At 65.6% G+C, this 14,102-nt stretch carries 12 protein-coding genes and 1 pseudogene; 11 read left to right on the top strand and 2 right to left on the bottom strand.

The window, feature by feature from the left end:
- The first annotated feature begins 41 nt into the window (after positions 1-41).
- The 9 genes and pseudogenes from ACPYIS_RS02430 to ACPYIS_RS02390 all read left to right on the top strand — a co-directional run bounded on the left by ACPYIS_RS02430 (position 42) and on the right by ACPYIS_RS02390 (position 10,914).
- Positions 42-554, top strand: coding sequence for a cupredoxin domain-containing protein (locus ACPYIS_RS02430; protein ID WP_425974140.1), 513 nt, complete (start codon positions 42-44; stop codon positions 552-554).
- Between the two features lie 24 nt (positions 555-578).
- Entirely contained in the window at positions 579-1,061 is a 483-nt protein-coding gene (locus ACPYIS_RS02425) for a DUF411 domain-containing protein (RefSeq protein WP_043702089.1), read from the top strand.
- Positions 1,062-1,161: 100 nt separating this feature from the next.
- Positions 1,162-1,335 (top strand): DUF2933 domain-containing protein, encoded by a 174-nt coding sequence (locus ACPYIS_RS02420; RefSeq protein ID WP_124221162.1) that lies wholly within the window; start codon positions 1,162-1,164, stop codon positions 1,333-1,335.
- Between the two features lie 4 nt (positions 1,336-1,339).
- On the top strand, positions 1,340-3,697 hold the full coding sequence (locus tag ACPYIS_RS02415) for a heavy metal translocating P-type ATPase (RefSeq protein ID WP_425973821.1): 2,358 nt from the start codon (positions 1,340-1,342) through the stop codon (positions 3,695-3,697).
- 409 nt (positions 3,698-4,106) lie between these two features.
- A complete protein-coding gene (locus ACPYIS_RS02410) occupies positions 4,107-4,403 on the top strand; it encodes a CopK family periplasmic copper-binding protein (protein WP_058616470.1) in 297 nt (98 codons plus the stop codon).
- Between the two features lie 134 nt (positions 4,404-4,537).
- Positions 4,538-4,759: pseudogene (locus tag ACPYIS_RS02405) on the top strand (type II toxin-antitoxin system PrlF family antitoxin); the annotation flags it as partial.
- Positions 4,748-6,031, top strand: a complete 1,284-nt coding sequence (locus ACPYIS_RS02400; RefSeq protein WP_424860162.1) for a TolC family protein — start codon at positions 4,748-4,750, stop codon at positions 6,029-6,031. The pseudogene ACPYIS_RS02405 and the gene ACPYIS_RS02400, both read left to right, overlap by 12 nt.
- Before the next feature lie 11 nt (positions 6,032-6,042).
- Positions 6,043-7,722: an efflux RND transporter periplasmic adaptor subunit gene (locus ACPYIS_RS02395; protein ID WP_425973820.1), complete on the top strand. Its 1,680-nt coding sequence runs from the start codon at positions 6,043-6,045 to the stop codon at positions 7,720-7,722.
- 9 nt (positions 7,723-7,731) lie between these two features.
- Positions 7,732-10,914: an efflux RND transporter permease subunit gene (locus ACPYIS_RS02390; RefSeq protein WP_425973819.1), complete on the top strand. Its 3,183-nt coding sequence runs from the start codon at positions 7,732-7,734 to the stop codon at positions 10,912-10,914.
- Here the strand turns inward: ACPYIS_RS02390 and ACPYIS_RS02385 are convergent.
- A complete protein-coding gene (locus ACPYIS_RS02385; protein ID WP_424858589.1) occupies positions 10,896-11,840 on the bottom strand; it encodes a heavy metal sensor histidine kinase in 945 nt (314 codons plus the stop codon). The genes ACPYIS_RS02390 and ACPYIS_RS02385 overlap by 19 nt on opposite strands.
- Here ACPYIS_RS02385 and ACPYIS_RS02380 point away from each other — a divergent pair.
- The gene (locus tag ACPYIS_RS02380) at positions 11,827-12,000 is read left to right on the top strand and encodes a hypothetical protein (RefSeq protein ID WP_424860207.1); all 174 of its coding nucleotides are present in this window, start codon (positions 11,827-11,829) and stop codon (positions 11,998-12,000) included. The two genes, ACPYIS_RS02385 and ACPYIS_RS02380, sit on opposite strands and share 14 nt — an antisense overlap.
- 385 nt (positions 12,001-12,385) lie before the next feature.
- Here ACPYIS_RS02380 and ACPYIS_RS02375 read toward each other — a convergent pair whose 3' ends face one another.
- On the bottom strand, positions 12,386-13,372 hold the full coding sequence (locus ACPYIS_RS02375) for an IS481 family transposase (protein WP_424858590.1): 987 nt from the start codon (positions 13,370-13,372) through the stop codon (positions 12,386-12,388).
- A gap of 108 nt (positions 13,373-13,480) precedes the next feature.
- Here ACPYIS_RS02375 and ACPYIS_RS02370 point away from each other — a divergent pair, with 108 nt between their 5' ends.
- On the top strand, positions 13,481-13,777 hold the full coding sequence (locus tag ACPYIS_RS02370) for a CopK family periplasmic copper-binding protein (RefSeq protein ID WP_058616470.1): 297 nt from the start codon (positions 13,481-13,483) through the stop codon (positions 13,775-13,777).
- Positions 13,778-14,102 lie beyond the last annotated feature (325 nt).

The following is a 14,102-nucleotide window of genomic DNA, read 5'->3' as shown; positions in this document are numbered from 1 at the left end:
CAACTCCGATCTTATTCACCAACCCTAAGGAGAAACCGATGATGAAGAAAACCTTGAGCGTTTTGGCGCTGAGCGCGTTGCCTGTGTTGGCGCTGGCCGCCGGCAATCATCAGGGCGGCCATGGCATGGCCGGGCACGACATGCAAGGCATGCACGGTTCGATGCACGGTGGCGCATCACACTCCAACGTCGGCAAACCAGGCGATCCCGCCAAGGTCGACCGCACCATCGAGGTGGTCATGGACGACACGATGCGGTTCACGCCCGCCACCATCACGGTCAAAAAGGGCGAGACGATCCGCTTCTTTGTCAAAAACGCGGGCAAGGTGCCGCATGAAATGGTGGTCGGCTCCTTGCAGGAGCTCAAAGAACACGCTGAGATGATGCGCAAGATGCCCCAGATGCAGCATGCCGAGCCGAACATGGTGACGCTCCAGCCTGGCCAGCGCGGCGGGCTGGTTTGGCAGTTCGATCAGCCCGGTACGGTGGACTTCGCCTGCCTCATCCCCGGCCATATGGAAGCGGGCATGGTGGGCAAGATCGTCGTCGAATAAGCAGCGTCACCGGGGGTCCTTGTCATGCACCAAACCGTTGATCAACCGTTCCCCCGGCGGCGCAGGCTGCTGCTGGCGGTGCTTGCGCTGAGTCTTCCCTCCCTGGCACCAGCCGCCGCACCGCAGACGCTTGCCGTGCAGGTGTGGAAGGACCCGAACTGTGGGTGTTGCAAGGACTGGATTGCCCACCTGGAGAAAAGCGGATTCCGCGTGAATGCCGTCGACCAGGGCAACGGCGCGGCCCGCGCTCGCCTCGGGATGCCGCAGAAATTCGGTTCCTGCCATACGGCCCTGATCCAGGGCTATGTGATCGAAGGCCACGTACCCGCCACGGACATCCAGCGGCTGCTCAAGGAAAAGCCCCAAGCCCTGGGCTTGGCGGTGCCGGGCATGCCCATTGGTTCACCCGGCATGGACGGGCCGGTGTATGGCGGCCGACGTGATGCCTACCAGGTCTTGCTGGTTGGGAAAGACGGGTCGGCACAAGTGTTCAGTTCCCATCCATGAAGAAACCCCTCACCCGGCGATGAGCGCGACGCATCATGATCACCACCCCGACACGCGTGGCTCGTCCGGCCTGAGCCGGCGTGTCAGGATCGCGTTGCTGATGGTGGCCCTCATCGGCGGCTTCTACCTGCTGCGCGAGCACTGGAGCCATGTCGCAGGCAATTGGGTATACTTGTTGCTGCTGGCGTGCCCGCTGATGCACCTGCTGCATGGCCACGGTGGCGATGGCGGGCATGGTGCGCCGCCCGACAAACCCGCCAACAGGGAGGCGTGAAGTCATGGACCTGCGATCAGACCACGAACACCGCCGACACGCCCATGACCACCCGAGCGCACAGCAGCGGGCCGAAGGTCTGAAGGACCCTGTCTGCGGCATGGACGTGACCGCGCAGTCCGAGCACCACGTCGAGCACGCAGGCCGACTCTTTTACTTCTGCAGCGCCAAGTGCCGGGCGAAGTTCGTCGCCGAGCCGGCGCGCTATGCCTACAGCGGCCATGAGCCTTCGTCTGTCGAAGCGCCGGCGCTGGCGGCAGGCACGATCTACACCTGCCCCATGCACCCCGAGATCCGGCAGGATCACCCCGGCTATTGTCCGAAGTGCGGCATGGCGCTGGAGCCGGTGCTGCCCGATCTCCAAGAAGAAGAGAGTCCCGAGCTGCGCGATTTCCAGCGCCGCTTCTGGTGCACCCTGCCGCTGACCGTCATGGTCACTGTGCTGGCCATGTTCGGCCACCAGTTGCATTGGTTCGAGGCGCGCACACAGACCTGGATCGAACTCGTTTTGTCCCTGCCCATCGTCCTGTGGGCGGGCTGGCCGTTCTTCGTGCGCGGCTGGCAGTCCGTGGTCCATCGCAGCCCGAACATGTGGACCCTGATCGGGCTGGGCACCGGGGCGGCGTTCGTCTACAGCGTGGCGGCGACCGTGGCCCCACAACTGTTCCCGGACTCGTTCGTGTCCATGGGACGGGTCGCGGTGTACTTCGAGGCGGCGGCGGTGATCATTTCCCTGACCCTGCTGGGGCAGGTACTGGAACTCAAGGCGCGTTCGCAGACCTCGGCCGCCATCAAGTCCTTGCTCGGACTGGCCCCCAAGACCGCCCGGCGCCTTCGCGACGATGGCACGGAAGAGGACGTGCCCCTGACGCACATCCATGTCGGCGATCGGCTGCGCATTCGACCCGGCGAAAAGGTTCCGGTAGATGGTACGGTAATCGAGGGCAGCAGCGCTGTGGACGAATCGATGCTGACGGGGGAGTCCCTGCCCGTGACCAAGCGGGTGGGCGACAAGGTCATCGGTGCGACGCTCAATACCAGTGGCGCGCTCGTCATGGTCGCCGAACGTGTCGGCTCGGCGACCATGCTGTCCCAGATTGTGCAGATGGTGGCGCAGGCGCAGCGGTCCAAGGCGCCGATGCAGCGCATGGCCGATGTCGTGGCGGGCTATTTCGTGGTCGCGACGGTGTCCATCGCCGTGCTGACCTTTTTTGCCTGGGGCCTGTTCGGGCCGGAACCGCGTTGGGTTTTTGGCCTCATCAACGCCGTGGCTGTGCTGATCATCGCCTGCCCCTGCGCGCTGGGCTTGGCCACGCCCATGTCGATCATGGTGGCGACCGGGCGAGGGGCTACGCAGGGGGTGCTGTTTCGCGATGCCGCCGCGATCGAGAAAATGCGCCAGGTCGATACCCTGATCGTCGACAAGACCGGCACATTGACCGAGGGCCGGCCGCGCTATCAGACGACGATCGCAGCCGAAGGCTTCACCGCCGGCGAAGCCTTGCGACTGGCTGCCAGCCTCGACCAGGGCAGCGAGCACCCGCTGGCGGAAGCCATCGTCACGGCCGCGCGCGAGCAGGGCCTGGTGCTCTCACGCGCCGAGGAGTTCGACTCGCACTCAGGCATCGGCGTGCGCGGGCGCGTCGATGGACATGCCGTGGCACTGGGCAACACCGCGCTGATGGAACAGCTCGGTGTGGACGTGCGGCCATTGGCCGAGCGGGCGGAGGCGCTGCGCACCGAGGGGGCCAGCGTCATGTATCTGGCCGTCGATGGCGTGCTCGCCGCAGTCCTGGCCGTCGCCGACCCGGTGAAGAAGACCACACCGCAAGCGCTGGCGTCGCTGCGCGCGGAGGGCTTGCGCATCGTCATGGCCACGGGCGACGGTCTGACCACGGCCAAGGCCGTGGCGGCGCGCTTGGGCATCGATGAGGTGCATGGCGAGGTCAAGCCCGCCGACAAACTGCAACTGGTGGAGCGGCTGCAGCGCGAGGGGCGTATCGTTGCGATGGCTGGTGACGGCATCAATGATGCCCCGGCCTTGGCAAAGGCCGACGTCGGTATCGCCATGGGCACCGGCACCGACGTGGCGATGAACAGCGCACAGATCACGCTCGTCAAGGGTGACCTGCGCGGTATTGCGGTGGCGCGCGCCTTGTCAGTGGCCACGGTCCGCAACATGAAGCAGAACCTGATGTTCGCCTTTCTCTACAACGCACTGGGCATTCCCATTGCGGCCGGCGTGCTGTATCCGCTCACCGGTTGGCTGCTTTCACCGTTGATCGCCGCCCTGGCGATGAGTTTGAGCTCCGCATCGGTGATCGGCAATGCGCTGCGTTTGCGTGGCGTCCGTCTTGTCTGAACACGAGGATCGTCGCGCGTGCCGTGGTGGGTGCTGGTTGCACTCCCAGATCGCTGGGTCTGTCGTATCGGTTGCCACCCGACGTTGGACACCTGATCCCTATCGAGGCCTGGAATGCTCTCGACCACGGCACCTGAGCCGCCTCACACCGATACCGCACTTGGCGCCCAGTCGGCATCGCCATAAGCACTTGCACCGATGTGGCGATGAGTCCGCGCCCCGCCCCGGTGAGCAGGAATGCATTGAGATTGGCACACGATTAATCCCGATCCCATCCCGAATGGAATCTGACATATATGTAACGGCCGTCTCATCTTCCCGTCAGCGGTGGCTTTGTAGAATACATACTGTGCAGTCGCACAAGGCATTGACAGAAATGCCTTCACGTTTGATTGAAAGGAGTGTAGAGATGAAAGCCAGGATTACCGCTGTTGTCGCCGCCACCGTGCTGAGCGCCATCGTAACCCCATCGTTCGCTGGTGACGCGGCAGCGGCCAGCGCCAAGAAAATGTTCCTCCTCAAGGACGGTGGAACCCTGTATGTATTCGAGGACGGCAAGATGGCGCTGGAAGACAAGTTCGGACGGGCTATCCACCTGAAAGAGGGGCAATCGCTCGAAACGGTCGATGGCCAGAAGATTACAGCCAACGGCAACGAGGTCGCTCGACTCGATTTTCTTCTCCGTAAGGGTCATTCCAACCATTGACTACTCGATTCAATTCGTGAACTGCACGCCAGCGGATGTCGGGCCAACTCGTTGACCAACACGCGCTGGCGGGCCATCGGTCATAGCTGGGGCAGTTGCATTGCACTCGTCCCGATTGCAGCCGGAGAACCGCCATGCCTGCCACCCTCGAAGCCGAATCAACGCTGACCGATCGCTATCAGACGACCGTGCCGGAAACCGTGCGCCGCGCGCTGCGCCTGGGCAAGCGCGACAAGATCCACTACACCATCCGCCCGAACGGTGAGGTCGTGCTCACGCGCGCGGCCCCCGGCGACAGCGACGACCCGGCGCTGATGCCGTTCCTCGGCTTCCTCGCCCGCGACATGGCCCGCCATTGGTCCCTTGCAGGGGTACGTGCTGGCGCCGGTGCCGTCCTGTTGGCGTTGCCCCTGTGGGCAGCCGCGCAGCAGGCCGCACTGGGCAGCGACCTCGCATCTCTTCTCGACTACGCCCGCCAGAACAACCCCGAGCTCGCCTCGATGCAGCACGAAGCCGCTGCCGCGGCACAGCGCGTGCAGCCGGCCGCAGCCTTGCCCGACCCGGTGCTGCGCGTCGAGCTCGAGAACTTCAACAACTACGGCAACAGCGCCGGCCCCAGCTTGCTGCCGTCGAAGGTGGCCCAGACGAAGTACACGTTGATGCAGCAGTTCCCCGCCTGGGGCAAGCGCGAGCTGCGCCGCCAGGCCGCGGAAGCGGAGGCCCGGCAGGCCCAGGCGCGGGCCGCGGTCCTCTGGGCGGAGCAGGCCGCGCGCATCCGCGTGGCCTATGCGCAGTACTTCCTGGCCAGCCGCAACGAACGCATCACCCGCGAACTCCTGGACCTCGTCACCCGCATGGAGCAGGTGGCCCAGACCCGCTATGCCGGCGGCCTGGCGGCGCAGCAGGACGTGCTTCGCGCCCAGTTGGAGCAAACCGCCATGCGCTCGGAGCTGATCGCGGCGGCCAACGACAAGCGCCAGTTGCAGGCGCGGCTGAACGCGCTGCTCGGGCGCGGCCCGGGCGCGCCGCTGGCGGAACCGCAAGACCTGCCGGCCCTGCCCGCCACGGCAGCATTGCCCGCAACCGAACTGTTGGCTCGCGTGCGCGAGGCCAACCCCCTGGTGCGGGCGGAGGCAGCCCGGCTCGAGGCCGCGCAATCGAACCGCGACCTCACGTGGCGCAACCGCTATCCCGACTTCAACATCGGGATCACTCCCACGCAGATGAGGTCGCGCGTGACGGAGTGGACGCTGATGGTGGAGTTCAACATCCCGCTCCAGCAAGCCAGCCGTCGGTCGCAGGAGCGCGAGGCCGCGGCCATGGTCGAAGCGGCGCGTGCACGCGCCGAGGCCGCTGCCACCCAGGCCGCCGCCGAGCTCGAAGAGCAGCTGTCGGCGCTGGAGGCGGCGCGCCACGGCGAAGAGCTGATCCGAACGCGCCAACTGCCGCAGGCCGAGTTGAGCCTGCAATCCGCGCTGGCCGGTTACGAGACGGGCAAGGTGGACTTCACCAGCCTGCTGGAAGCACTACGCCAGACCCGCAGGGCCCGCCTGGACCTGCTCAAAACACAGGTCGACGCGCAGATGCGCGCCGCGGAGATCGAACGCATCCTGGGAGACGCGCTGTGAAGAACTCGTTCGTGGCCCTGCTCACCGTGACCGTGGCCGCAGCCGGTGTCGTGGCCGGCCAATGGTGGAGCAGCCGCCAGCACTCCGCCGCCACGGCAACCCCCACCAGTGCCGAGACCGCGAAGGCCGGGCCTGCGGCGCGCAGGATCCTCTACTACCGCAACCCGATGGGGTTGCCGGACACCTCGCCCACACCCAAGAAGGATCCGATGGGGATGGACTACATCCCCGTGTACGAAGGCGAGGAGCCCGAAAGCACGAGCGGCGCGCCGCAGGTCCGTATCAGCGCCGAGAAGGTGCAGAAGATGGGTGTGCGAACGGAAGCCGCCGCCCTGCGTCCGTTGGGACGCGTCGTGCGCGCGAGCGGACGTGTGGAGCCCGACGAGCGCCGCGTCTATGCCGTGACGGCCAAGTTCGAAGGGTACGTGGAGCGCCTCCATGTGAACGCAACGGGGCAGCCGGTCGCACGCGGCCAGGCGCTGTTCGAGGTGTACAGCCCGGAGCTGGTCTCGGCCCAGCGCGAGTACGCCATCGCGGCTCAGGGGGTGCGAGCGCTGGCGGGAGCGGGGGGCGACGCCGCCGCCGGCATGCGCCAGCTGGCGGAATCGAGCCTGCTGCGCCTGCGCAACTGGGACATCCCGCCTGATCAGGTGGAAGCGCTCGCCCGCACCGGCGAAATCCGCCGCACCGTGACGTTCCGCTCGCCGGTCAGCGGCATCGTGACCGAGAAGAAAGCCGTCCAGGGCATGCGGTTCATGCCGGGCGAAACGCTGTACCAGGTGACGGACCTCGGCGCCGTCTGGGTGATCGCTGATGTCTTCGAGCAGGACATCGGCTCGCTCAAGCGCGGTGCGCGGGCCACGGTGCGCATCGATGCGTACCCGGAAAGGACCTTCAGCGGCACGGTGACTTACGTGTATCCCACGCTGAACGCGCAGACGAGGACGATCCCCGTGCGGCTCGAACTCGCCAATCCGGGGCACCTGCTCAAGCCGGCCATGTTCGCCCAGGTGGAGCTGGCCGCCGCCGACACGAGGCCGGTCCTGGCCGTGCCCGATTCGGCCGTCATCGACAGCGGAACGCGACGCATCGTCCTGGTGCAAGTCGGCGAGGGCCGCTTCGAGCCGCGGGAGGTGAAGACGGGCGCGCGCAGCGACACCCACGTTCAGGTGCTGGAGGGCGTGCGTGAGGGCGAGCAGGTCGTGGTGGCCGCGAACTTCCTGATCGACGCCGAGAGCAACCTCAAAGCCGCCGTTGGCGCGCTGGCGGCCCATGCCGGCCATGCCGCTCCCGGCCCCTCGGCGGTGCCAGCCTCGGGCCCTGTGGCCACCGGCGCTGCGGCCCATGCCGGCCATGCCGCTCCCGGCCCCTCGGCGGTGCCAGCCTCGGGCCCTGCGGCCACCGGCGCTGCGGCCCATGCCGGCCATGCCGCTCCCCCGCCCGCCGCCGGCGCGCCCGCCTCGGTGGGGCACCGGGCCGAGGGCATCGTGGAGGACGTGGACGCAAAGACCGGCTCGCTGAGCCTCAACCATGGCCCCGTTCCCACCTTGCGCTGGCCGGCCATGACCATGAAGTTCAAGGTGGCCAACGAAAGCCTGCTGCGCGACTTGAAGCCTGGTACCAAGGTCAGGTTCGAGTTCGTCGAGCGCGAACCGGGCGAATGGGTCATCACGTCCGTTTCCCGGATGTAAGGAGCGGCGATGCTTGCCAAGATCATCGGCTGGTCCGGCCGCAATCCCTTCGTCGTCCTGCTCGCCACCTTGTTCGTCGTCGTCGTCGGCCTCTATGCCGTGCTGAAGACGCCGCTGGATGCGCTGCCGGACCTGTCCGACGTCCAGGTCATCGTGTACACGGAGTACCCGGGGCAGGCGCCCCAGGTCGTCGAGGACCAGGTCACCTACCCGCTGACCACCGCCATGCTGGCGGTGCCCAAGTCGAAGGTCGTGCGGGGCTTCTCGTTCTTCGGGGCCTCCTTCGTCTACGTGATCTTCGAGGACGGCACCGACATCTACTGGGCGCGCAGCCGGGTACTGGAGTACCTGAACTTCGCGGCCGGCCGCCTGCCGAAAGGCGTGAGCCCGCAGCTCGGGCCCGACGCCACGGGCGTGGGCTGGGTGTACCAGTACGTGCTGCTCGCCAAGGACCGCACGCTCGCCGAGCTGCGCAGCATCCAGGACTGGTACGTGCGCTACCAACTCACGAAGGCCCCTGGCGTGGCCGAGGTCGCCTCCCTGGGCGGGTTCGTCCAGACCTACCAGGTCACCGTGGACCCGGCCAAGCTGCGTTCCTACGGCATTCCGCTGTCGAAGGTCTCGCAGGTCATCCGCGACTCCAACCGCGACGTGGGCGGACGCGTCGTCGAAATGGCGGAAACCGAGTACATGGTGCGCGGCAGGGGCTACCTGCGCGGGCCGGCGGACCTGGAGACCCTCGCGGTCAAGAGCGACGGCGGCACGCCGGTCCTCATCCGCGACATCGCGCGGGTGGAGCTCGTACCCGACGAGCGCCGGGGGCTTTCGGAGCTCAACGGCGAAGGCGAAGTGGTGTCGGGCATCGCGATGGCCCGCTATGGTCAGAATGCGCTGGAGGTGATCGACAACCTCAAGCTCAAGATCGCCGAGATCGCGTCCGGGCTTCCCGCCGGTGTTTCGATCGAGTCGGTCTACGACCGGTCCGAGCTGATCCACCGTGCCATCGACACGCTCACGCGGACGCTGATCGAGGAAAGCCTGATCGTCGCAGCGGTGTGCGTCATCTTCCTGCTGCACGTGCGCTCGGCCCTGGTCGCGATCCTGATGCTGCCGGTGGGGGTGCTCATCGCCTTCATCGCGATGCGCCTGCTCGGGATGAACTCCAACATCATGAGTCTGGGCGGCATTGCCATCGCCATCGGGGCCATGGTGGACGCGGCGATCGTGATGATCGAGAACGCCCACAAGCACCTGGAGCGCTTGCCGGCAGGGCACACCACGGCCGAGCGGGCCGCCGCGATACTCGACGCCTGCAAGGAGGTGGGGCCCGCGCTCTTCTTCTCGCTGCTCATCATCACCGTGTCGTTCCTGCCGGTGTTCACGCTGGAGTCGCAAGAGGGGCGGCTGTTCTCGCCGCTGGCCTACACGAAGACCTTCTCGATGGCGGGCGCCGCGCTGCTGTCGGTGACGCTCGTGCCGGTGCTGATGATGCTGTTCATCCGCGGACGCATCCTGCCGGAGGCGAAGAACCCGGTGAACCGCTTCCTGATCTGGGCCTACCGCCCGATGATCGCCGGCGTGATGCGCTGGAAGAAGACGACCATCCTCGCCTCGGTGATCGTCTTGCTGGCCACCTTGTACCCCGCGAGCCGGCTCGGCACCGAGTTCATGCCCACGCTCAACGAGGGCACCCTGCTGTACATGCCTGCATCCCTGCCGGGCATGTCGATCACCAAGGCTGCCGAGCTGCTTCAGACGCAGAACAAGATCATCAAGAGCTTCCCCGAGGTGGCTTCGGTCTACGGCAAGGCGGGCCGCGCGAACACCGCCACCGACCCGGCCCCGCTGGAGATGTTCGAGACCGTCATCAACCTCAAGCCCGAATCCGAATGGCGCGAGGGGATGACGGTGGACAAGCTCATCGCCGAGATGGACCAGGCCCTCCAGTTCCCCGGTGTATCCAACGCCTGGACCATGCCGATCAAGGCCCGCATCGACATGCTCTCCACGGGCATCCGCACGCCCATCGGCATCAAGGTGTTCGGCAAGGACCTGCTGGAGATGGAGCGGCTGGCCAAGGAGATCGAGGCCGTCGTCAAGAAGGTCCCCGGCACGACCTCGGCCTTCGCCGAGCGCATCACGGGCGGCTTCTATCTCAACATTGAACCGGACCGCGCGCAGCTTGCGCGCTACGGGCTCTCGGTCGGGGAGCTGATGGATGTGATCTCGACCGCGCTGGGCGGCGAGATCGTCACCACGACGGTCGAAGGACGGGAGCGTTATGGCGTGACGGTGCGCTATCCGCGCGAGCTGCGGGCCAACCCTCAGTTGATCGAGCGCGAGGTGCTGGTGCCGACGATGGAGGGCCGCACGATGGTCCCGCTCGGCCAGGTCGCGAAGGTGCAGGTGGCCCGCGGGACGCCCGGCATCCGGACGGAGAACGGGTTGCTGTCGGCGTACATCTTCGTCGACATCCGCAACCGCGACATCGGCTCCTACGTGGCCGAGGCGCGCAAGGCCGTGGCCGAGCAGGTGAAGTTCCCGCCCGGCTACTACGCCACCTGGAGCGGCCAGTTCGAGTACATGGAGCGCGCCATCGACCGCATGAAGATCGTCATTCCGGTGACCCTGCTGACGATCTTCCTGCTGCTGTACCTGAACTTCCGCCGCCTGACGGAAACGCTCATCGTGATGCTGTCGGTTCCCTTCGCGCTGGTCGGCGGCGTCTGGCTGCTGTGGATGCTCGGATACAACCTCTCCGTGGCGGTGGCGGTGGGCTTCATCGCGCTGGCCGGCGTGGCCGCGGAGACGGGCGTCGTGATGCTGATCTACCTCGATCACGCCTGGGACGAGGCGCGCCGACGGTGTGAACGGGAAGGCCGACGTCCGCAGGCGGCCGACCTCTACGCCGCCATCATGGAAGGTGCCGTCGAACGCGTGCGTCCGAAGATGATGACGGTCGTCGCGATCATGGCCGGCCTCCTGCCGATCATGTGGGGCACCGGTACAGGCTCGGAGATCATGAGCCGCATCGCCGCCCCCATGGTAGGCGGCATGATCTCCTCGACCGTGCTCACCCTGGGCGTCATCCCGGCGATCTACGCGCTGGTGAAGGAATGGGAGCTCAGACGCGCTGCGCGCACACCGAACGCGGCTTCCGCGGCGAGGGACGCTTACGCTGCCGCCGAGTGATGTCGCTGCGGGCCTGCGCCCGGAAAGTGCAGGGTGAAGGTGTTGCGGCCGCCCGCCGCATCGCTGGCGGCCTGCACCTCGCCGCCGTGCGCGTGCATGATCGAGCGCACGATGGCCAACCCCAGCCCGGTGCCACCGCTCCACCGGGCGCGCGAGGCGTCCGCACGGTAGAAGCGGTCGAACAGCCGTGCCAGCTGCTCGGGCGCGATCGGATCGCCGACGTTGCTCACGGCCAGCGAGGCTGCCCCGTCTGCGTCCTGTTGGATCGAGACATCGACCACCGAGTGGGCGCGAGCGTGGCGCACCGCATTGGAGAGCAGGTTGGTCACCGCGCGCTGGATCAACAGCGGGTCGCCGTCGATGGTCGCCTCCCCTGCCACGTTGACCGTCACGCCCTTTTCCTCCGCGACCAGGCCCAGGTACTCGGTGACCCGGTTCGACTCCTCGTGCAAGTGCACGCGTTCGTGGCACGCCAGCGCCTGGCCATGGTCCGCCTGGACAATGAACAGCATGTCGGCGATGAGGCGGGAGAGCCGTTCCAGCTCCTCGATGTTGCCTTCCAGCACGTCGCGCAGCTCCTCGGGGCGGCGCGGCTGCGACAGGGCCACCTGGCTGCGCCCGAGGAGCGTGGCGATGGGAGTGCGCAGCTCGTGCGCCAGGTCGGCGGAGAACTCCTGCAGCCTTCGGTAGCCGGCGTCGATGCGCTCCAGCATCGCATTCAGCTCCCGCGCCAGCTCCTGCAGTTCCGACGGCAGGTTCGCCTCGGTGATGCGACGCCCGAGGGACCGCGCCCCGATCGATGCCGCCTGCCGCCGAAAGCGCAGCAACGGCGCCAGCCCGGTGCGCGTGATGAGCCAGGCACCCACGGCCACCGCCGCCAGCAGGAAGGGCAGCCCCACCAGGCTGGCCCGGATGAATCCGTCCAACAGTCTCTACAACGCACTGGGCATTCCCATTGCGGCCGGCGTGCTGTATCCGCTCACCGGTTGGCTGCTTTCACCGTTGATCGCCGCCCTGGCAATGAGTCTCAGCTCCGCATCGGTGATCGGCAATGCGCTGCGTTTGCGCGGCGTCCGTCTTGTCTGAACACGAGGATCGTCGCGCGTGCCGTGGTGGGTGCTGGTTGCACTCCCAGATCGCTGGGTCTGTCGTATCGGTTGCCACCCGACGTTGGACACCTGATCCCTATCGAGGCCTGGAATGCTCTCGACCACGGCACCTGAGCCGCCTCACACCGATACCGCACTTGGCGCCCAGTCGGCATCGCCATAAGCACTTGCACCGATGTGGCGATGAGTCCGCGCCCCGCCTCGGTGAGCAGGAATGCATTGAGATTGGCACACGACAATTAATCCCGATCCCATCCCGAATGGAATCTGACATATACGTAACGGCCGTCTCATCTTCCCGTCAGCGGTGGCTTCGCAGAATACATACTGTGCAGTCGCACAAGGCATTGACAGAAATGCCTTCACGTTTGATTGAAAGGAGTGTAGATGTCAGGTCCCGGACGATTACGTGGTTTGAAGATGAAAAGATCGGGGCGTTGAGGGTACCACTTTTTCAAGGCCTCCAGAGGTGTTATGTGTCCGATTGCCTTCTGGGGTAAATGATGGTTGTACAGCCAAACATAACGGGTCAAGGTAGTCTCGAGGTCCTCGGCGCTGTTGAAGTGATGGGTGGCAAGGACCTCGGCAATACGGCCGTTGAAGCGTTCGACCATGCCATTGGTCTGAGGGTGTCTGGGCTTGGTGAGGCGATGCTCGATGCCAAGGGCCTGGCAGAGCTGATCGAACTCGTGCTTCCCGGACGGTGCGCGCGCGCCTGAGGCGAAGAGGCGATCCGTGAACTCCTTGCCGTTGTCGGTGAGGATGTGCGTGATTCTGACCGGGCAGGTCTTGTGCAAGGCCTTCAGGAAGCTTCTGGCCGCGGCTGCGGTCTTGTTTGGCTTAATCTGGATGAAGACCCAACGGGTGGCGCGGTCAATGGCGACGAAGAGATAACGCCTCTGATGTTCGTCGGGCATCTGCGGCAGGTACTTGACGTCGATGTGCAGGTAGCCCGGCATGTAGGTCTTGAATGGCTTGGAAGCAGGCGCATCCTTGGCTTCACTGGGCAGTTGGGATAGGCCATGGCGCTTGAGCAGACGATACAGCCCAGAACGTGAGGCCCGGGGGTTGATGAACTCCCGTGTGACCACCAGCAGATCGTCAAGGGGTAGCTGGAGGGTCTTGCGCAGCTCCACCACCAAAAGCTCCTGCGCCGGGGTGAGCGTCGTCTGCAAACGATGCGCGGTATGCGGGCGATCTTCCACAAAGTCCCGACGCTTCCAGCGGCGGATGGTGTCTTCGGATACGCCCAACTCGGCTGCCAAGGCCGCAACCGACAAGGACGAGGACTGGATGTAGGCGCGGGTGGCGGGGGTTGTGGTGGCGTTTTTGTGTAGGCGAATAATCATGGTTGAGCGCTCCGGAGGTTGTCGATCAGCTCTCGCATCACTGCGCGACTAACGAAGAGTGCACGACGCGAAGGATCTATGCAATCGTCCGGAACCCTACATGTAGAGATGAAAGCCAGGATTACCGCTGTTGTCGCCGCCACCGTGCTGAGCGCCATCGTAACCCCATCGTTCGCTGGTGACGCGGCAGCGGCCAGCGCCAAGAAAATGTTCCTCCTCAAGGACGGTGGAACCCTGTATGTATTCGAGGACGGCAAGATGGCGCTGGAAGACAAGTTCGGACGGGCTATCCACCTGAAAGAGGGGCAATCGCTCGAAACGGTCGATGGCCAGAAGATTACAGCCAACGGCAACGAGGTCGCTCGACTCGATTTTCTTCTCCGTAAGGGTCATTCCAACCATTGACTACTCGATTCAATTCGTGAACTGCACGCCAGCGGATGTCGGGCCAACTCGTTGACCAACACGCGCTGGCGGGCCATCGGTCATAGCTGGGGCTAACCACTCGATGGTAGGCTGCGACGCTACCGGTCAATCGGCGCCGCACAAGGTGAGAGTCCGCCCTGCACTGACTGACCGGCGTTCATTGCCGGGGCCATTGCGTCCACAACAACCCGCAGGATTGCCCGGGATTGCTCAATCGTTGAGAGAGTGGGTTGGATTCCGGTCGCGTCTGCACCACTGACCTTGCCCCTGGAAACCGGATCCCTTGCTGAGTGGTTGAATACAG

This window comes from Tepidimonas sp. HKU78 (genome assembly GCF_049860815.1).
Classification (GTDB): Bacteria; Pseudomonadota; Gammaproteobacteria; order Burkholderiales; family Burkholderiaceae_C; genus Tepidimonas.
This window is presented reverse-complemented; position numbering and strand designations above follow the sequence as displayed.